Consider the following 17,579-nt stretch of genomic DNA (forward strand, 5'->3'; position numbering starts at 1 on the left):
CAGCCCCGTCCTATTTAAGACACCTGGCAAAGCGGGATATTCAGCCCCGGCTCACCTGCCGAGGCGCCTGGTGCCTGGGCAAGGCACTGGAAATCAGCGCGGCGGCCAGGACGAAGGCGCTGGAGACCCACAGGCAGGCCTCTAGTCCGTAGACCTGGAACACCCAGCCCGACAGCAGCGTACCGATCAGCCGGCCCAAGGCGTTGGACATGTAGTAGAAGCCCACGTCCAGCGACACGCCGTCCTCCTTGGCGTAGCTGACGATCAGGTAGCTGTGCAGCGACGAATTCACCGCAAACAACACGCCGAACAGCATCAGCCCGCCGAGCAGCACCCCCTGTGCCGACCAGCCGGCCCCCAGCCCCAGGGCAATCAGCGCCGGCAACCCGGCCAGGGCCAGGGCCCAGGCGAAGGCCGCGCGGCCATCCGGCACCTGGCCACGACGCTTGCCGGTAATGCGCGGCGCGAAGGACTGCACCATGCCGTAGCCGATGATCCAGGTGGCGAGAAAACCACCCACCTGCCAGAAGTCCCAGCCGAACACCGTGCTCAGGTACACCGGCAGCGCCACCACGAACCACACGTCGCGTGCGCCGAACAAAAACAGGCGGGCGGCCGACAGGATATTGATCGCCCGGCTCTTCGACAGCAGGTCACGGAACTTCGGCTTGGCCTTGGCCTTGCCGAGGTCCTTTTTCAGCAGTACCAGGCTGCCCAGCCAGATCAGCGCCAGCACGGCGGCCATGGCCAGCACCGCGCCGGTGAAGCCGAGCAGCGCCAGCAGCGCGCCGCCCAGGAAGAAGCCGACGCCCTTGAGCGCATTCTTCGAACCGGTGAGGATGGCCACCCACTTGTACAGCGTGCCCTGCTGGCTGTCCGGCACCAGGAGCTTGATCGAGCTCTTGGCGCTCATCTTGTTGAGGTCCTTGGCGATGCCGGACAGCGCCTGCGCGCCCATTACCCAGGGCACGGTCAGCCAGGCGGCCGGCACCGTGAGCATCAGCAGGGCCAGCACCTGCAGGCCCAGGCCAATGTTCATGGTGCGGTTCAGGCCCAGGCGCGCGCCGAGGTAACCGCCGACCAGGTTGGTGACCACGCCGAAGATCTCGTAGAACAGGAACAGTGCGGCGATCTGCAGCGGCGTGTAGCCCAGGCCGTGGAAATGCAGTACCACCAGCATGCGCAGGGCGCCATCGGTGAGGGTGAAGGCCCAGTAGTTGCCGGTGACCAGCAGGTACTGGCGCACTTCGCTGGGCAGCTGCGAGAGTCGAGACATGGGTGATTCCTTTTCCCGGATGGCATCCGGGTTATAGGGCTTGTGCAGGTGTTTCTGGCGCATCTGTGGTGCTTGTGCCCCTCTCCCCAGCCCTATCCCCCGCAGGGGAGAGGGGTTAAGAATTGCTCTGGCTGTGCTCCCCTCTCCCGCATGCGGGAGAGGGGCTGGGGGAGAGGGCTGCCTTACGGTAGCCCGGATGCTGTCCGGGACCCGGGCAGCACCGGACTCAGCCCGCCGCGCCGACCAGCCGCGCCAACTCCACCGCGCGGTTGGCGTAGCCCCACTCGTTGTCGTACCAGGCATAGACCTTAACCTGGGTGCCGTTCACCACCAGGGTCGACAGCGCATCGACGATCGAGGAGCGCGGATCGGTGCGGTAGTCGATGGACACCAGCGGGCGTTCCTCGTAGCCGAGAATGCCGGCCAGCGGACCCTCGGCGGCCGCCTTGAGCAGCGCATTGACCTCCTCGGCGCTGGTCGCGCGCTCGACCTCGAACACGCAGTCGGTCAACGAGGCGTTGGCCAGCGGCACGCGCACGGCATGGCCATTCAGCTTGCCGCGCAGCTCGGGGAAAATCTCTGCAATCGCGGTGGCCGAGCCGGTGGTGGTGGGGATCAGGCTCATCCCGGAGGCACGGGCGCGGCGCAGGTCCTTGTGCGGCGTGTCGAGGATGCTCTGGGTGTTGGTCAGGTCGTGGATGGTGGTGATCGAGCCGTGACGAATGCCCAACGCCTCGTGGATCACCTTGACCACCGGTGCCAGGCAGTTGGTGGTGCAGGAAGCGGCCGTGACGATGCGGTGCTGCGCCGGATCGAACAGCTGCTGGTTGACGCCCATCACCACGTTCAGTGCGCCCGGCTCCTTCACCGGCGCACAGACCACCACGCGCTTCACGCCCTGGTCCAGGTAGGCCTGCAGCACGGCGACCGTCTTCATCTTGCCGCTGGCTTCGAGCACCAGGTCGCAGCCGCTCCAGTCGGTGTCGGCGATGGTCTTGTTGGCCGTCACGCGGATGCGCTTGCCGTCGATCACCACGGCGTCGCCGTCACTGCCTGCCTCGTGCTGCCAGCGGCCGTGCACCGAGTCGAAATTCAGCAGGTGGGCATGGGTGGCGGCGTCGCCGGCCGGGTCGTTGATCTGCACGAACTCCAGTTCCGGCCAGTTCCAGGCGGCGCGCAGGGCCAGGCGGCCGATGCGGCCGAAACCGTTGATGCCTACTTTGATGGTCATGGTGAGTCCTCGTTAATAGCGAAGCGGATGATGGGAAGCGCTCGGGTGTTCGGCGACTGGCGCTCAGGCACAGAGGGGCTTGCGCCCCGGCCGATCGCGCATCTGCCAGAGGCGCTGTACGTCCTGACGCAGCCATTGGGCGTTGTTGTCCAGGGTCTGTTTGAGTACATCGCCCACCCACTCCGGCAAGTTCGGATGCAGACGGTAGTAGACCCACTGGCCGTTGCGCCGGTCCTCCAGCAGGCCGCAGCCGCGCAGCAGGGCCAGGTGCCGGGAAATCTTCGGCTGCGCCTCTTGCAGGGCGGCGGTCAGCTCGCAGACACAGAGCTCCTGCTCCAGGGTGACCAGCAGGGCGATACGCGCGCGCGTCTCGTCGGCCAGGCATTTGAACAACTCGGTCGGTGACGTCAGGCCTTCGTTCACAGGCTCCGGGACTGGCTTGCTCTTGATCAGCACGAACATCTTCAGGCGCTCGTGAATGTCATGCAGGGTCTTGCGGTAGGCGTCCGGCCTGGCGCTGGTCGCGGGGTCCTCGAAGCTCCAGGTGATGTATTCGCCCGCGCCGGGCAACGCCAGGCACTCCAGGGCAGACTTGTCGCACAGGGTGATCACGTAATCGAACGGTTCGCCCGCCACCTGCTCGACCGCCTTGCTGAACAGCCCCGCGGTGCTGATGCCCAGCTGCTCCAGCGCCTGCCGGGTACGCGGGTCCACCTCGGTAGGTGCGGTGCCCGCACTGAAGGCCTCGAAGTGTTCCGAATCGAGGTGGCGCAGCAGCGCTTCGGCCATCTGCGAGCGCGACGAGTTGGCTACGCACAGGAACAGGACGCGTTTTTTCTGACTCATGTTGATCTCGGACAAGAGGCACGGCAGCGAATATAGTATTTTCCGAATATACGGTAAATCGAATATTCTCTATCTTCAGATCCGAAACGAGAGGACGTCACCATGAGCAATGCCTGTGAGGTAGCCGCTAAACAGGCTGCGGGAGCCCCTCTGGGTTTCTTCGAGCGCTACCTGACCCTGTGGGTGTTCCTCTGCATCGGTGCCGGTACGCTGCTCGGCCTGCTCGTACCAGAGGCCGCGCAGGCCGTGGGGGCCATGGAGATTGCCCAGGTAAACATCCCGGTCGGCGTGCTGATCTGGGTCATGATCATCCCCATGCTGATGAAGATCGACTTCGCCTCGCTGCATGAAGTGCGCGGGCAGAAAGCCGGCATCGGCGTCACCCTGTTCGTCAACTGGGTGATCAAGCCCTTCTCCATGGCCCTGATCGGCTGGCTGTTCATCAAGATTCTGTTCGCCGACTGGCTGCCGGCCGACCAGCTCGACAGCTACATGGCCGGGCTGATCCTGCTGGGCGCCGCGCCCTGTACGGCGATGGTGTTCGTGTGGAGCCACCTGTGTAATGGCAACGCCAACTTCACCATCAGCCAGGTGGCACTCAATGACCTGGTGATGGTGTTTGCCTTCGCCCCCATTGTCGCCCTGCTGCTCGGCGTGTCGTCGATCCCGGTGCCCTGGGATACCCTGCTGCTGTCGGTGCTGATGTACATCGTCATTCCCCTGGCCATTGCCCAGGTGTTGCGCGCACACCTGCTAAAACGCGGCAAACCCGCCTTCGACGCAGCGCTGGCGAAGATCGCCCCCTTCTCCATCCTCGCCCTGCTCGGCACCCTGGTGCTGCTGTTCTCCTTCCAGGGCCAGGCTATCGTCGAGCAGCCGCTGGTGATCGGCATGCTGGCCATTCCAATTTTGCTGCAGACCCTGTTTATCGCCGCGCTCGGCTACGGGCTGAACCGCGCGCTGAAGGTGCGCCATGACGTGGCCGGCCCCTCGACCATGATCGGAGCATCGAACTTCTTCGAGCTGGCCGTGGCGGTGGCCATCGTGCTGTATGGCTTCGACTCCGGTGCCGCGCTGGCCACCGTAGTCGGTGTACTGATCGAGGTGCCGGTGATGCTGTGGCTGGTGCGCCTGGTCAACAAGAGCCGCAACTGGTACGAAAAAACGCTCGACTAGACGCCAGGCAAGCGTCATGACTGCCGGCCCGAGAGCGAAGGCTCAGTTACCTCTCATCCGCGGGCCAGAGGAGCGAAGCTCTTATGCCTGGCGCTATACCTGCCCTCACCTAAGCCGCTGCGATCAGGCAATCGACCAGCTCGGCGGCAAAGCCCGACAACAGCTCGCGCTTGCGCACGCACACCTTGAGGTCGCGTTGAGCCCAAGGTTCATCCAGCTCGATGACAGCCAACGGCGTGCGTGAGGTGCTGGTAGCAATGGCACTGTGCGGCACCATGCCGATGCCCACGCCGGCGCTGACCATGCGGCACACGGCCTCGAAACTGCGTACCTGGATACGCACCTCCAGGTGCCGACCGAGCGCCGCGGCAGCATTCATGGTGAAGGTGTGGATGGCCGAGCCGGCGTGCAGCATCACGAAGGGGTGCGCCAGCACGGCGGCAAAGGGCGCGTTGCCGAGCGCCGCCACAGGGTGCTCCGGTGGAGCGATCAGCACCAGGCGGTCGGCCCGGTAGGGAATCAGTTCGACCTCCGCGCCCTCGACCAGATCCGCCACCACGCCGACCTCGACTTCACCTCGGGCCACGGCCATCACCACTTCCGGGCTGGTGTGTTCTTCCAGCGAAATGCTGACCTGCGGGTGGCGCTGCAGGAAGGCCGCGAGGCTGTCCGGCAGAAAGGTATGGGTGGCGTGGGTATTGGCCCACAGGCTGACATGGCCACGCACGCCGTGGGCGAACGGCGCCAGGTCGGCATGCATCTGTTCCAGCTGGGCGAACACCTGGCGGGCATGCCGCAGCAGGGCCTCGCCGGCACGGGTCAGGCTGACGCCACGCGGCTCGCGCACCAGTAGCGGCGTGCCCATCGACGCTTCCAGCAGGCGCATGCGATGGCTGGCCGAGGATGCCGCCAGGTGCACGCGCTCGGCGCCACGGGTCAGGTTGCGCGCCTCGGCAATGGCCACGAAGAGGCGCAGATCGGTCAGGTCGTAGTGCATAGAGTTCGTCTAATCCGAACGGTAGCTTGCGAAAAGACCAATTCTAGACGGACATCAACCACAGGATCATTCGTCTCGATGAAATCTTCTGAGGTCCGCCGCATGCCCTGGAAAACCCTGTCCGCCGAACGCCTGGGCATTCTGCTGGCCGTCCTGGCCGCCTTCGGTTTCTCCTTCAAGGCCATCTTCGTCAAGCTGGCCTATGCCGAAGCAGCGGTGGACCCGGTTACCCTGCTGGCGCTGCGCATGAGCTTCGCCCTGCCCTTCGCCCTGTTCGCCGCGCTCTGGCTGTGCCGTAGCGCGCCGCCGCTGAGCCGCAAGGACTGGGGACTTCTGTTCGCCCTCGGCCTGCTCGGCTACTACGGCGCCAGCATCCTCGACTTCATCGGCCTGCAATACATTTCCGCCGCGCTGGAGCGTTTGATCCTGTTCACCTACCCGACCCTCACCGTGCTGATCGGCGTGATGTTCATGGGCAAACGCCTGGAGCGGCGCCAGATCGGTGCGTTGCTGTTGTCCTACGCGGGCATCGGTCTGGCCTTCGCCCATGACCTGGAGGTGGCTGGCGATAGCAAAACCGTGCTGATCGGCGCAGCCTTCGTCTTCTCCTCAGCGCTGTCCTACGCGCTCTACAGCGCCGGGGCGGAAGTCTCCATTCGCAACCTCGGCACCCTGCGCTTCGCCGCCCTGGCCATCATCGTGTCCACCTTCGCCACGCAGTTGCACTTCGTGCTCAGCCAGCCGTTTTCGGCCCTGCAGCAGCCCGCGGCCGTCTACGGGTACAGCGCGGCGATGGCCCTGTTCTCCACAGTGCTGCCGGTGCTCTGGCAATCCGCCGCCGTACAGCGCATCGGCGCGGCACGCACTGTGCTGATCGGCACCCTGGGCCCGATCCTGACCATCTTCTTCGGCTGGCTGCTATTGGCCGAGCCCCTGTCGCTGGAGCAGATGCTGGGCGCCGGCCTGGTGCTGGCGGGCGTAATGCTGGTGTCGCGGCGCACGATTCGCCCCTTGCCAACCCCAGCCATGAGCACGCGCTGACCCATGCGCAGCGGGCTGCCAGCTGCGACCCGCTTCACACTTTGCACCGCCCTTATCAACGACAATGCCGCGCCGGCCAGGATGCCGACGCGGCCTGGCCATTTCCGCCGATCCACCTTCAAGGACGATTTCCATGAAACTGCAGCACTCCCTTTCCGCCCTCGCCCTCGCCACCCTGCTCGCCGGCTGCCAGAACATGAGCCCCGACGCCATGCTCAACACCGGGCTGCAAGCCATGCAGGCCGCTACCCTCGGCGATGCCGAAGTGAAAACCATGGCCGACAAAGCCTGCGCGCAGATGGACGCCCAGTCGCCCATCGCCCCGGCCGACAGCACGTACAGCAAGCGCCTGGAGAAGATCGCCGCCAACCTCGGCAGCCAGGCCGGCGGCACCCCGGTCAACTACAAGGTCTACCTCACCGACGAGGTCAATGCCTGGGCCATGGCCAACGGTTGCGTACGGGTCTACAGCGGTCTGATGGACCTGATGAACGACAACGAAGTGGAAGGCGTGCTCGGCCACGAGATGGGCCACGTCGCCCTCGGCCACACCAAAAAGGCCATGCAGACCGCCTACGCCACTTCAGTGGCCCGTGGCGCCATCGCCGCCTCCGGCAACAGCGCAGCCATGGCGCTGTCCAGCTCGCAACTGGGCGACCTGGGCGAAGCACTGATCAATGCACAGTTCTCCCAGTCCCAGGAAAGCGCCGCCGACGACTTCTCCTTCGACCTGCTGAAACAGCGCGGCATGCCGCTGGAAGGGCTGGCGAGCGCCTTCGACAAACTGGCTGAACAGGGCGGCGGCGAAAGCAGCATGTTCGACTCCCACCCAGGCTCGGCCGACCGCGCCGCGCATATTCGTCAGCGCATCGCCGCCGAGTAACACCTGTGGGAGTGGCTTGAGCCACGATCGGGCTTGATACTCATCTGTCGCGGCTGAAGCCGCTCCCACGCAAGGGTTACGGTCGCTGCCTCAGCAGCGGCCGTAACAGCCCAGTCACCGGCGAACGACCGTTCAACGCCACCTCCACCAGCCACTGCGCCCAGGCGCGCAGCTCATCAGCCCAGGCGTGCAGCGCCTCCTCGCTCATCAGTGCCAACTCCAGCTGCACGGCATGCGCCGCCAGACACCAGCGTGCCCGCTCGCTGCGCACGCTGCCAGAGTGTGGGATTACTGCGTGCGCGCCGCGTTCGACGCCGGGTCGTTGAAGAAGCCCTTGTTGTCCACGCCGAGCATGAACTTGGCCACGGCCAGGCGCATTTCCGGGCTGAGGTAGTCCTGCTTGGGCATGGCTGGGTAGTCGTCGCGCTTCTTCTGCGGGTTGGCGATGTACTCGGCCAGCCCCTCGGGATTGTCCATGTACAGCGCCTGGATCACTTCCACCGGCGGGCCGATCATGCGCATGCCGTAGGCGTGGCAGCCGGTGCAGACGCCGTAATAGGCCATCTTGCCCTTGTCCGTCTCGCTGAAGGCATGCGGTTCGGCCGGCTCCGGCAGCAGGTAGGTACGGGTCGCCACAGTGCTGCTGAAGCCGCAGGTGCCATAGTCCTTGAGGCCGATGGTCGGGTAGCGCTGGCGGTCGAGGATGCAGCTTTCACGGCTCTCGCCGACGTTGATGATGTCCACCGGCTCCTGGGTGAAGGTCGCAAGCTTGAGCGCCTTGATCTCGTCGATCGGCTCGCTGCCGTTGTTGAACATCAGGTTGTCGAGGATCGCCACCTTGTCCGACTTGGGATCGGATTCCGGGTCCTTGGAGATGTTGGCGAAGCTGTCGTGATCGGTGATGACGATGCCGACGTTCTTGTTGCCGGTGATGATGTTGTTTTCGATGGTCACCTCGTCGGCGGCCATCACGATGATCCCGGTACCGGCCGGCACACCGGCAACGATGGAGCCAGGCGCGGCGAAGTTGGCATGGTTGTTGTCGTTGATGAAGTTGTTGCGAATGATCACATCGACCGTGGTCTTGATCGGCAGACCGGGGGTGATGAACGCGAGAATACCGCCAGTGTTGTCGTACACCTTGTTGTACTCGACGATGGCGTGGCGGCTGTTCTCGATCTCGATGCCGGCGACGTTGCCGAACACCTCGTTGGTGGTCACGTGAATGTTGTCGCACATGCCCACGTAGATCGCCGCGTCCTCGATGCCGGTGAGCACGTTGTGGCTGACCAGACCGTTCTTGCCCAGCTGCGGGAAGATGCCGTAGACCCCGGTGTCGACCACGTGGTTGTTGCGGATCAGGAAGTTGTTGGCCGCCTGCCCCATGATCCCGTTGCCCTTGTAGTGGGTAATGCGCAGGTTCTCCACGGTGACGTTGTTGCCTGAGTAGAGCACCGCATCGTTGAGCTTGCTCTCGCCTTCCATGGTCGGCCATTTGCCGTTCTCGATCACCCCGCTGAGCAGGATGTCGTCCTTGTCGATGTACACGGTTTCCTTGTAGGTGCCGGGAAACACGCGGATCACGTCACCCGGTGCGGCGCGCTTGACCGCCTCCTGGATCGACTGGCCGTCACGCACCTCGTGCACCTGGCCCTTGCCACTGGCACCCACCGACTGCGCCAGCTCGCCCTTGAAGGCGACCTGGCTGGCGTAACGATCGGCGCCGCCGACCACCGTGGCACTATTGTCGCTGGCCAGCTGGGTACCCAGCCAGGTGCCGCCGCCGAGCAGGCCGATGGCTGCGGCGAGGGTCAGCAGTTTCTTGCCCATTATTGTTCTCCTTGTTGTGCAAGTGTGGCGCGCAGCGCCTCGGGTTCACGACCGAGCGGCGCCAGGCCGGACGGTACTTGTGCGGGAATCGCCGGAGTGAAGGTCTCGTCGGTCAGGGTCTGCATGAAGTCGACCAGGCGATCCAGCTCCTCATCGGTCAGCTTCGGCTCCCAGATGTGCCAGTGCAGGGTCAGCTTGTCCTTCTCCTCGGCCGGCAGCGCGTGGCCACGGCCGAGGGTGTAGAACTCGCTGGCTTCGCGCAGGCTGGCGAACGTGCCGGAATGCATATAGGGCGCGGTGCGCGCGATGTTACGCAGCGACGGCACCTTGAAGCCGCCGCGCCAGGTGGGGTTGTCGAACACCGCCCCGGCGCCCGGATCGAAGGCGCGGCCCTCGGGCTCCGGCACGCCGATCACCGCCACCTGCTGGTTGGTGAACAGCGGCGGCGTGTGGCATTCGGCGCAGCGCGCGACGAACGAACGGAACACGTTGAGACCCTCGATCTCCTTGGCGTTCAGCGCCTCGGCATAACCGTGGGCGTACTGGTCGTAGCGGCTGTTGAGCGATACCAGCGAACTCTCGAAGGCGGCGATGGCGGCGTAGATCTGCTCCAGCCCCACGTCCTTGTCGCCCAGCTGCGGATAGGCCTGGGCAAACAGGCGACGGTACTCGCCGCTGGCGTTGATGCGTTCGAGCACCTGCTGCGGCGTGCTGCCCATCTCCTTGGGCGAATACAGCGGGCCGGCCACCTGCTCTTCCAGCGTGCTGGCCCGAGCATCCCAGAACAGCTTGCCCATGAACGCCATGTTCCACAGGCTCGGCGCGGCGCGGCCGGCATCTTCGCCATGGATACCCTGGCTGCGTGCGCGGCCATCGGAGAAACCCAGCTTGGGGTGATGGCAGCTGCCGCAGGACAGGCTCTGGTCGCCGGACAGCACGGGATCGAAGAACAGATGGCGGCCGAGGTCGATCTGCTGCGCCGTGAAACCGTCGCGATAGGGCGGCAGCGCGGTCTTCAGGCCGCCAACGCCGCGCTGCTCCAGCGAGCTGTACTGCTGATAGAGGCTACGCAGGTGGCAGGCATTGTCGGCATCCTGCTCGAAACCGGGCGGACAGACCTGGGACAGCTCGATGACCGCCGGTTGCGCCTGGGCGGCCGAGGCCAGCAGGCTCGCGGCCAGAAACAACGCGCGCCCCATTATTGCGCCCCCAGCTGCTCAAGGTGGACGAGGATGTCCTGCAGCTCGGCGTCGTTCACCGTGCCGGCCATCATCTTCATTTGTTTACCGTAGCGGTCCTGGGCGTCGTAACCACGCAGCCCCTGGCGGAAATGCTGGACCTGGCGCAGCAGATACTGGTCGCCGATGTGGGTCAGACGCGGCGCGCTGAACGCCGGGTTACCCTCACCCTTGCCGCCGTGACAGGCTGCACACTTGGCCTGATACAGCTTGCCGCCGTTACCCGCATCGCCCTGCAGGCTGGCGGCAACGACCGGTTGCGCCAGGCCGCTCAGATAGTCGGCCACGGCCTGCGCATCGGTGTCTGTCAGGGACTTGGCCAGTGGCGCCATCAACGCACCGCCTGTGTCGCCAGGCTGAGCGCCGCGCTGACCATCGCGAAAATGCTGCAACTGGCGCAGCAGATAGTCGGCCGGCTGCCCTGCCAGGGCCGGTGCACCGAGCGCGGCGTTACCTTCGGCGCTGGCGCCGTGGCACGCCACGCACTGGCTTTGGAACAGGGTCTGCCCGGCATCGGGGCTGGCACAATGCGCAATGCCCGGCATGCCAAGGGCCAGGCAGAGAAAAAAGGAACGGGCTTTCACGGCGGCATCTCGATTTCTTGTTGTTATTCAGGTGCTGCTCTCTATCCCCAGCAGCCCAGAAACTATGGTGCCAAGCCTGCGCGAAAAGAAGTGCCATGAGCGCCATTTCTGCCATCCGATTCAGCCAAATCCGGCGCAGCAAAGGCCTGTCGAAAGCTGAAGGCATATGCACTCGGACCCTGCTCGCGCAAATGGGCCAGGCGCTCGGCCGCCTCCCTCACATCCGGGCAATGCCCAGCCGGCACCCACCACAGCACCTGGTGCGCCTGCTCGACCTTGTCGAACCATTCGCGACGGCGCTTGAGCATTTCGGTATGTGCGCCCTTGTACACGTAGTCGCTGAGCGACTGCACATCCTGCCAAACGGACATATTGACCAGCACCTCGTCGCCGAAAGGGCGAATGGCGGTGGCATCGCCCTCCTCGTCCTGCAATCGCCAAACGAAGCCGGGCGCGGCCTCAGCCAGGGCATTGATACGCTCGAGGTTGGCGACGAAGTCGGCCAGCTGCGGCGATTCCAGCGGGGCCTTGAGCTGGGCGATATTGAGCTGGGCCAGGTGATAGTTCGCCATCAAGGTAACTCCGTTTCGATCCTTGGATTTTTCGCCCGCCGACTGAGCCAGGCGTGACTGCTGACCAGCACGATGCCCACTAGCACCAGCGCGGCCCCTGTGACGAAGTTCAGGGTCAGCGGTTCGTCCAGCACCAGCACGCCGAAGGTCACGCCATACAGCGGAGTCATGAACGAGAACACCGCCAGGTTGGAGGCCAGGTAACGGCGCAGCAGCCAGAACCAGATCAGGTAGCTGCCAAAAGCCACCACCACGCCCTGGAACACTACCGAGCCGATCGCCACGGGCGTCCAGCGCACGGGGCCGAGCTGCCCGGTGAACAGCAGATACCCCAAAAGCAGGACAGACGCTGCCACGAGCTGATAGAGCAGGGTCAGCCCGGCCGGCGCCTCGGACAGGCGAGAACCCCGCACCACCACAGTGGTCAGGCCCCACGACAGCCCGGCGAGCAGACCCAGCAGATCCCCCAGCAGCATGCGCCGATCCAGGCTGGACCAGTGCGCGCCAGCGCCGAAGGCCAGCACCACGCCGGTGAAGCACAGACCGATACCCAGCCACTGGGCGGGCTTGAGTCGTTCACTCGGCAGCAGCACGTGCAACCCCAGTGCCGAGAAAATCGGCGCCGTGTAGAGAAACACCGCCATGTGCGAAGCCGAGGTCAGGCGCAGCCCCTCGGCAATGAAGAAGAACTCCAGGGCGAACAGCACACCGGCCAGCAGACCGCCACGCCAGGTACAGGACAGCCAAGAGTGCCAGCCACCCTGCCAGAGCAACAGCAGGCCCACCAGCAGCGCGGCGATGGCCGAGCGCAGCAGCACTTGCAGCAGCGGCGCGATATCGGCCGCCGCCAGCTTGATCGCCACCTGCTGGAAACCCCAGATGGCGCACAACACCAGCATCAGCTGGAACAAGAACAGGTCGGCACCTTGGCGAACAGCGGTTGACGACATCATCACTCCTCGAAGGGCCCAGGGCCTGTTTGCGTGAACGGATCATCCCAGAACGGCCGCTCGCTTTCCTGCAATACCTCGCCACGGCTCAGGCCGAGATCCTTGAGCGCGGCCTCATCGAGCATGGCCAGTTGCCGGCGTTCACGCGCCAGCTGCCACCAGCGCCGCAGCTGCCACCAAAGCCGCCGCGGACGCGGCCAGTGAATACTGTCCAGCGAAATGGAATGTGCGATGGCAAAACCTTTTTGACCTTTCATCATCACGCCCTCCCTATGGGGTTGGCGCCAGTTTCGGTTCACGCTTAAGATCAATCCAACGAATGTTTCTTATGCCACGCATCTTGGAGATTGATGAATGGCCAACTATCCCAGCATCGATACCGAACTGCTGCGCAGCTTCGTCGCTATCGCCGACAACGGTGGCTTCACCCGCGCCGCAGAGGCGGTCAACCGCACCCAGTCGGCGGTGAGCATGCAGATGAAGCGCCTGGAGGACGACGTGGTGCAGCGCGCCCTGTTCGAGCGTGACGGCCGCCAGGTCCGCCTCACGCCCGAAGGCCAGGTACTGCTGGGCTACGCGCGGCGCATCCTCAAGCTGCACGGCGAAGTGCTCAACACCCTGCGCGAGCCGCACATGGTCGGCGCCGTGCGCATCGGCACGCCGGACGACTACGTGATGCGTTTTCTGCCGGACATCCTCTCGCGCTTCGCCCAGGCCTACCCACTGGTGCAGGTGGAAGTGCACTGCGAACCCTCGGGCCAGCTGCTGCAACGCCAGGATCTGGACCTGACCATCGTCACCCGCGAGCCGGGCAAGGAGATCGGCCAGCTGCTGCGCCAGGAGCGCTTCGTCTGGGCCGAAGCCCAAGGCTTCAGCCCGCACGAACAGAACCCGATGCCGCTGGCCATGTTCAACGCCGACTGCTTCTGCCGCGCCTGGGCCTGCAACGCGCTGGACGCCAGGGAGCGCCCCTATCGCATCGCCTATACCAGCCCCAGCCTGTCGGCGATCTTCGCCGTGGTCGGTGCGGGCCTGGCGGTCACCGCCCAGTTGCAGAGCCTGATCACCCCGGACCTGCGCATCCTCGGCGAGGCCGAAGGCCTGCCCATCCTGCCCACGACCAGCATCGTGCTGTTGCGCAATTCGCAGCGCAGCTCACAGGTCATCGACACCCTGGCCGAACACATCGTCGAAGGCTTTCGCCTGTAGCCCGGCCCAGTGGGAGCGGCTTCAGCCGCGATGAACGCCCTGCTACTTGAATGCCAGCGACACCGCGCAGAGCAGCAAAAACCCGCAGAACAACCCACGCAGCACCTTCTCCGGCAGCGCATGGGCCAGCTTCACCCCCCAGCTGATGCTGAGCAGGCCACCCACCGCCAGAGGAATGCCCATGGCCCAGTCGACATGATCGTGCAGCGCATAGGTCAGCAGCGTCACGCCGGTACTGGGCAGCGCCAGGGCCAGCGATAACCCCTGAGCCATCAGTTGCCCGGCACCGAAGATATTGGTCAACACCGGCACCGCCAGCACCGCGCCGCCGACACCGAACAGCCCACCCAGCGCTCCCGCCGCACCGCCCACGACACCCAGCCAGGGCCAGGGATAGCGCAACGCCTGAGAAGCCACTGGGGTGCGCATAAACAGGCGAGTCAGGTTGTACAGCGCCAGCACCACGAGAAAGCCGACGAAGGCCAGGCGCATGCGCTCGGCCTGCAGCTCGACGGCGTACAACGACGCCAGCCAGGCACAGACGATGCCTGACCCCGCCAGCAGCAACGCATAGCGGGGTTCGATGCGGTTGCGCTGGTTGTAGCGCCACAGCGCCAGCACCACGTTGGGCACCACCATCACCAGCGCCGTGCCCTGGGCCAGCTGCTGGTCCAGGCCGAACAGTACGCCCAGCGCGGGAATCGCCACCAGGCCACCGCCGATGCCGAACAGGCCACCCACGGTCCCCATCGCCAGGCCCAACAGCAGATTCAACAGCAGATCGATCAGGCTCATGCCACCTCCACAGTCTGGACGGCATGCTAGCCAACAGAAGATAGCCAGGAAATGCACAGCCACGCACAATGGCTTTGCCAATTACGCAAAGGCAGACCATGAACCCCGATCAGCTCACCGACCAGTTCGCGCTCTATCTGGATGTGCTGGAAAGCGGCAGCTTCTCTGCGGCAGCGCGCCGCCAGCAGCTCACGCCCTCAGCCGTATCGCGGCGCATCGACGCACTGGAGCGCGCCCTTGGCTGTGCGTTGTTCGTGCGCAGCACCCATGCGGTCAAAGCCACCCCAGCGGGCCTGGCTTTCGCCGAACGCGCCCGGCGCATCCTGACCGAACTGCATCAGGCCCGCGCCGAAGCGGTGTCACTGAGCAGCGCGCCGGAGGGCCTGATCCGTATCGACGCGCCCTCACCCTTCGGCCGCCGCCATCTGGCGCCGGCCATTGCCGAATTCCTCACCCGTTATCCCGGCCTGGACGTGCAACTACGTCTGATCGACAGCTTCATCGACCTGCAGGGCGAACACCTGGGTGAGGTGGATCTGGTGCTGCGCATCGGCCCGCTGGCTGACACCCGCCTGGTTGCCACGCCTCTGGCGCCCATGGTGCGCGTCCTCTGCGCCAGTCCCGACTACATCAAGCGCCGTGGCCTGCTGCGCGATGCGCGTGAGATTCCCGAACATGACGGCCTGGACTGGGACGCCCTGGCACCGCCACATGCCTGGCGCTTCGAGGTCGACGGCCGCCTGCAACTGCTGCGCCCGGGCCGCCTGCGGATGACCGCCAACAACGCCGAAGCCCTGCTGTTCAGTGCCGTGGCCGGCCTAGGCATCGCCCACCTGCCGACCTGGCTGATCAGCGAGCAGCTGCTGCGCGGCGAACTGCTACCGCTGCTCTGCGACGGCGGTCTGCCGCCCGCCGAGCCCAGCGGCATCTATGCCCTGCGCCTGGCCAGCGAGGCCAGCTCACGCACCCGCCTGTTGCTGGAATTCCTCAGGCAACGCTTCGCGCCCGTTCCCCCCTGGGATCTGGCCCTGCAGCGCGGCCTGAAGATGGACTGATCTGTTCCAAAAACGGCTCTGCCAACGAACATAAGGCACGAGCATCGCGGCTAAAGCCGCTCCCATTCAAAGCAAGACCGACAACAAAACGCAGGCAAGAAAAAGCCCGGCACATGGCCGGGCTTTTCGTGCGAGGCGTGGGCCTTAGGCCGGCGCCTGGGTACGGCTCTTGTAGGAACCGTCGCGGGTGTCGATTTCGATCCAGTCGTCGATGTTGCAGAAGTCTGCAACCTTGACTTCGGTACCGTTGCGCAGCTTGGCCGGCTTCATCACCTTGCCGGAAGTGTCGCCACGGGCAGAGTTCTCGGTGTAGGTGATCTGGCGAACGATGGTGGTCGGCAGGTCAACGGAGATCACTTTGCCTTCGAAGAACACGGCTTCGCAGATGTCGGTCATGCCTTCTTCGATGAACGGCAGAACGCTTTCCAGATCTTCGGCGCGCAGCTCGTAGGAGTTGTACTCCGGGTCCATGAAGACGTAGTCCTCACCGCTGATGTAGGACAGGGTCACTTCCTTGCGCTCAAGGATGACCGGCTCCATCTTGTCGTCGGCCTTGTAAACGGTCTCGGTCTTGGAGCCGTTGATCAGGTTCTTCAGCTTCATCTTGACGATGGCGCTGTTACGGCCGGACTTGGTGAATTCGGCTTTCTGAATCAGCCACGGGTGGCCGTCGATCAGAGCCACGCTGTTGGGCTTCATTTCTTGTGCGGTTTTCATACGAGTATCCGGATTTGGATGGAGGTACAGATTTCTAGGCCGCGCATGATAGCCAATTTCGGTAAAACTGCACCAGTGCCGAGGCGAGATCAGGACGAGAGGCTTGTTGCTGGCACCAGCTCTCAGCCCACTCAGTCAGGGCCGGGGACTGCTCCAGCCAGTCCAGCCAAGCCTGCTGCATGTCACCAGCACCATTCCAGGCTCGATACAGGTCACGCGTAGCACTCGCCTGTTCAGGCGTCTGAGCCGCGCAATAGCGATCAAGGAAGGCCTCCAGCTTATCCCAGTGCGCCCCCTCTTCCTGCTGATAGATATGCCACAGCAGCGGCCGGCCGGCCCACTGGGCGCGAACGAAGGAGTCCTCGCCGCGCACCGCGTTGAAATCGCAACTCCACAAGAGCCGGTCATAGTCAGCCTGGCTGAGAAACGGCAGCAGCTGTGCCCGCACACTGCCACGCTGCCAGACACCAGCCTGCTCCTCCCCAAACCAGCGGCACAGGTCGCCCTCAATACGCCCCTGGGGCACCAGCAACAGCGTCGCCTGCGTATCCGCCGCCAGGGCGTCCAGCCAGCCGGCCAGCGCCGGGTTCTCATAGGCGAACAGGGAAATCAGCCGGGTACCGGCTGCCTGGGTTACACCGATCCTGGCAAGAAACGCTCGTCGCGCCTGAACATCGGCCTGGAACGCTCGACGCCGAGCGAGTAGATCCCCCTCACGCAACAGACCGCCGGTGCCTTCGCTGAATCCGGGGAAGAAGAAGAATTTCTGCAAGCCCCCCGCCTGAGGTGATGGCAGGCCGTGGCAACCGGCTACCCAGTCCTCGGCACTGAGGTACTCCAGATTCAGCCACAGCGGTTTGCGCACCCGCTCGGTCATGGCCTCAACGTAACTGGCCGGCAGCGTGCAGGCAAAGGCTTCGATCACCACATCGGCCACCTCCACCAGCGGAAAGTCCTTGGGCCAGTGGCAAATCTCCACGCCATCAATCAGCTGTACAGCCAGCCGAGCATCAGCCTGTGGACAGAGGCGCACAAACGCAGCGGGCTCATCGACCCAAAGGCGTACCTGCAGCTCCTGCTCGGCAACCAGTTGCCGGGCCAGACGCCAGGTCACCCCGATATCGCCGTAGTTATCCACTACGCAGCAGAAAATGTCCCAACGCTCGCTCATTGATACCC

At 64.6% G+C, this 17,579-nt stretch carries 19 protein-coding genes; 5 read left to right on the plus strand and 14 right to left on the minus strand.

Features of this window, described 5'->3' with window-relative positions; all coding sequences use genetic code 11:
* Positions 1 to 40: 40 nt before the first annotated feature.
* From arsJ to ACF8C6_RS02920, 3 genes are all read right to left on the minus strand, one after another.
* Positions 41 to 1,276 carry an organoarsenical effux MFS transporter ArsJ gene (gene arsJ / locus ACF8C6_RS02910; protein ID WP_392497927.1) on the minus strand — a complete coding sequence of 412 codons (1,236 nt, stop codon included), beginning with the start codon at positions 1,274 to 1,276 and terminating at the stop codon, positions 41 to 43.
* A 226-nt stretch (positions 1,277 to 1,502) separates the two neighbouring features.
* A complete protein-coding gene (locus ACF8C6_RS02915) occupies positions 1,503 to 2,507 on the minus strand; it encodes an ArsJ-associated glyceraldehyde-3-phosphate dehydrogenase (protein WP_392497928.1) in 1,005 nt (334 codons plus the stop codon).
* A gap of 63 nt (positions 2,508 to 2,570) precedes the next feature.
* Entirely contained in the window at positions 2,571 to 3,353 is a 783-nt protein-coding gene (locus ACF8C6_RS02920) for a metalloregulator ArsR/SmtB family transcription factor (RefSeq protein WP_392497929.1), read from the minus strand.
* 102 nt (positions 3,354 to 3,455) lie between these two features.
* On the opposite strand from ACF8C6_RS02920, the gene arsB reads away from it, so the two are divergent.
* Positions 3,456 to 4,529: an ACR3 family arsenite efflux transporter gene (gene arsB / locus ACF8C6_RS02925; protein ID WP_392497930.1), complete on the plus strand. Its 1,074-nt coding sequence runs from the start codon at positions 3,456 to 3,458 to the stop codon at positions 4,527 to 4,529.
* Between the two features lie 109 nt (positions 4,530 to 4,638).
* On the opposite strand, the gene ACF8C6_RS02930 is transcribed toward arsB, so the two are convergent.
* Positions 4,639 to 5,526 carry a LysR family transcriptional regulator gene (locus ACF8C6_RS02930; RefSeq protein ID WP_392497931.1) on the minus strand — a complete coding sequence of 296 codons (888 nt, stop codon included), beginning with the start codon at positions 5,524 to 5,526 and terminating at the stop codon, positions 4,639 to 4,641.
* A gap of 102 nt (positions 5,527 to 5,628) precedes the next feature.
* On the opposite strand from ACF8C6_RS02930, the gene ACF8C6_RS02935 reads away from it, so the two are divergent.
* Positions 5,629 to 6,567, plus strand: a complete 939-nt coding sequence (locus ACF8C6_RS02935; protein WP_392497932.1) for a DMT family transporter — start codon at positions 5,629 to 5,631, stop codon at positions 6,565 to 6,567.
* 133 nt (positions 6,568 to 6,700) lie between these two features.
* Positions 6,701 to 7,450 carry a M48 family metallopeptidase gene (locus ACF8C6_RS02940; RefSeq protein WP_392497933.1) on the plus strand — a complete coding sequence of 250 codons (750 nt, stop codon included), beginning with the start codon at positions 6,701 to 6,703 and terminating at the stop codon, positions 7,448 to 7,450.
* A 76-nt stretch (positions 7,451 to 7,526) separates the two neighbouring features.
* On the opposite strand, the gene ACF8C6_RS02945 is transcribed toward ACF8C6_RS02940, so the two are convergent.
* The 7 genes from ACF8C6_RS02945 to ACF8C6_RS02975 all read right to left on the minus strand — a co-directional run bounded on the left by ACF8C6_RS02945 (position 7,527) and on the right by ACF8C6_RS02975 (position 12,884).
* A complete protein-coding gene (locus tag ACF8C6_RS02945) occupies positions 7,527 to 7,679 on the minus strand; it encodes a hypothetical protein (RefSeq protein ID WP_392497934.1) in 153 nt (50 codons plus the stop codon).
* Between the two features lie 59 nt (positions 7,680 to 7,738).
* A complete protein-coding gene (locus ACF8C6_RS02950; protein WP_392497935.1) occupies positions 7,739 to 9,280 on the minus strand; it encodes a parallel beta-helix domain-containing protein in 1,542 nt (513 codons plus the stop codon).
* On the minus strand, positions 9,280 to 10,467 hold the full coding sequence (locus ACF8C6_RS02955) for a cytochrome-c peroxidase (protein WP_392497936.1): 1,188 nt from the start codon (positions 10,465 to 10,467) through the stop codon (positions 9,280 to 9,282). Before ACF8C6_RS02955 ends, ACF8C6_RS02950 begins: the two co-directional genes overlap by 1 nt.
* An 11-nt stretch (positions 10,468 to 10,478) precedes the next feature.
* A complete protein-coding gene (locus tag ACF8C6_RS02960; protein WP_392497937.1) occupies positions 10,479 to 11,102 on the minus strand; it encodes a c-type cytochrome in 624 nt (207 codons plus the stop codon).
* A gap of 62 nt (positions 11,103 to 11,164) precedes the next feature.
* The gene (locus ACF8C6_RS02965; protein ID WP_392497938.1) at positions 11,165 to 11,674 is read right to left on the minus strand and encodes a DUF3291 domain-containing protein; all 510 of its coding nucleotides are present in this window, start codon (positions 11,672 to 11,674) and stop codon (positions 11,165 to 11,167) included.
* Positions 11,674 to 12,624, minus strand: a complete 951-nt coding sequence (locus ACF8C6_RS02970) for a DMT family transporter (protein ID WP_392497939.1) — start codon at positions 12,622 to 12,624, stop codon at positions 11,674 to 11,676. The genes ACF8C6_RS02965 and ACF8C6_RS02970 overlap by 1 nt, the downstream gene beginning before the upstream one ends.
* Positions 12,625 to 12,626: 2 nt before the next feature.
* On the minus strand, positions 12,627 to 12,884 hold the full coding sequence (locus ACF8C6_RS02975; protein ID WP_392497940.1) for a DUF1127 domain-containing protein: 258 nt from the start codon (positions 12,882 to 12,884) through the stop codon (positions 12,627 to 12,629).
* Positions 12,885 to 12,978: 94 nt separating this feature from the next.
* On the opposite strand from ACF8C6_RS02975, the gene ACF8C6_RS02980 reads away from it, so the two are divergent.
* Positions 12,979 to 13,833 (plus strand): LysR family transcriptional regulator, encoded by an 855-nt coding sequence (locus ACF8C6_RS02980; RefSeq protein ID WP_277690792.1) that lies wholly within the window; start codon positions 12,979 to 12,981, stop codon positions 13,831 to 13,833.
* A 42-nt stretch (positions 13,834 to 13,875) separates the two neighbouring features.
* Here the strand turns inward: ACF8C6_RS02980 and ACF8C6_RS02985 are convergent, their stop codons facing one another.
* Entirely contained in the window at positions 13,876 to 14,628 is a 753-nt protein-coding gene (locus ACF8C6_RS02985) for a sulfite exporter TauE/SafE family protein (RefSeq protein WP_392497941.1), read from the minus strand.
* 98 nt (positions 14,629 to 14,726) lie between these two features.
* Here ACF8C6_RS02985 and ACF8C6_RS02990 point away from each other — a divergent pair, with 98 nt between their 5' ends.
* On the plus strand, positions 14,727 to 15,683 hold the full coding sequence (locus ACF8C6_RS02990) for a LysR family transcriptional regulator (protein WP_277690793.1): 957 nt from the start codon (positions 14,727 to 14,729) through the stop codon (positions 15,681 to 15,683).
* Between the two features lie 144 nt (positions 15,684 to 15,827).
* On the opposite strand, the gene efp is transcribed toward ACF8C6_RS02990, so the two are convergent.
* Together efp and earP are read right to left on the minus strand one after the other, a co-directional pair.
* The gene (efp, locus tag ACF8C6_RS02995) at positions 15,828 to 16,400 is read right to left on the minus strand and encodes an elongation factor P (RefSeq protein ID WP_277690794.1); all 573 of its coding nucleotides are present in this window, start codon (positions 16,398 to 16,400) and stop codon (positions 15,828 to 15,830) included.
* A 34-nt stretch (positions 16,401 to 16,434) separates the two neighbouring features.
* Positions 16,435 to 17,571 (minus strand): elongation factor P maturation arginine rhamnosyltransferase EarP, encoded by a 1,137-nt coding sequence (gene earP / locus ACF8C6_RS03000; RefSeq protein WP_392497942.1) that lies wholly within the window; start codon positions 17,569 to 17,571, stop codon positions 16,435 to 16,437.
* Positions 17,572 to 17,579: the final 8 nt, after the last annotated feature.

It is taken from the genome of Pseudomonas sp. zbq_18 (assembly GCF_043102245.1).
GTDB lineage: Bacteria > Pseudomonadota > Gammaproteobacteria > Pseudomonadales > Pseudomonadaceae > Aquipseudomonas.

Coding starts and splice junctions, on each gene's coding strand:
- arsJ (WP_392497927.1), bottom strand. CDS start 1,276: ATGTCTCGACTCTCGCAGCTGCCCAGCGAAGTGCGCCAGTACCTGCTG.
- ACF8C6_RS02915 (WP_392497928.1), bottom strand. CDS start 2,507: ATGACCATCAAAGTAGGCATCAACGGTTTCGGCCGCATCGGCCGCCTG.
- ACF8C6_RS02920 (WP_392497929.1), bottom strand. CDS start 3,353: ATGAGTCAGAAAAAACGCGTCCTGTTCCTGTGCGTAGCCAACTCGTCG.
- arsB (WP_392497930.1), top strand. CDS start 3,456: ATGAGCAATGCCTGTGAGGTAGCCGCTAAACAGGCTGCGGGAGCCCCT.
- ACF8C6_RS02930 (WP_392497931.1), bottom strand. CDS start 5,526: ATGCACTACGACCTGACCGATCTGCGCCTCTTCGTGGCCATTGCCGAG.
- ACF8C6_RS02935 (WP_392497932.1), top strand. CDS start 5,629: ATGCCCTGGAAAACCCTGTCCGCCGAACGCCTGGGCATTCTGCTGGCC.
- ACF8C6_RS02940 (WP_392497933.1), top strand. CDS start 6,701: ATGAAACTGCAGCACTCCCTTTCCGCCCTCGCCCTCGCCACCCTGCTC.
- ACF8C6_RS02950 (WP_392497935.1), bottom strand. CDS start 9,280: ATGGGCAAGAAACTGCTGACCCTCGCCGCAGCCATCGGCCTGCTCGGC.
- ACF8C6_RS02965 (WP_392497938.1), bottom strand. CDS start 11,674: ATGGCGAACTATCACCTGGCCCAGCTCAATATCGCCCAGCTCAAGGCC.
- ACF8C6_RS02970 (WP_392497939.1), bottom strand. CDS start 12,624: ATGTCGTCAACCGCTGTTCGCCAAGGTGCCGACCTGTTCTTGTTCCAG.
- ACF8C6_RS02975 (WP_392497940.1), bottom strand. CDS start 12,884: ATGATGAAAGGTCAAAAAGGTTTTGCCATCGCACATTCCATTTCGCTG.
- ACF8C6_RS02980 (WP_277690792.1), top strand. CDS start 12,979: ATGGCCAACTATCCCAGCATCGATACCGAACTGCTGCGCAGCTTCGTC.
- ACF8C6_RS02985 (WP_392497941.1), bottom strand. CDS start 14,628: ATGAGCCTGATCGATCTGCTGTTGAATCTGCTGTTGGGCCTGGCGATG.
- ACF8C6_RS02990 (WP_277690793.1), top strand. CDS start 14,727: ATGAACCCCGATCAGCTCACCGACCAGTTCGCGCTCTATCTGGATGTG.
- efp (WP_277690794.1), bottom strand. CDS start 16,400: ATGAAAACCGCACAAGAAATGAAGCCCAACAGCGTGGCTCTGATCGAC.
- earP (WP_392497942.1), bottom strand. CDS start 17,571: ATGAGCGAGCGTTGGGACATTTTCTGCTGCGTAGTGGATAACTACGGC.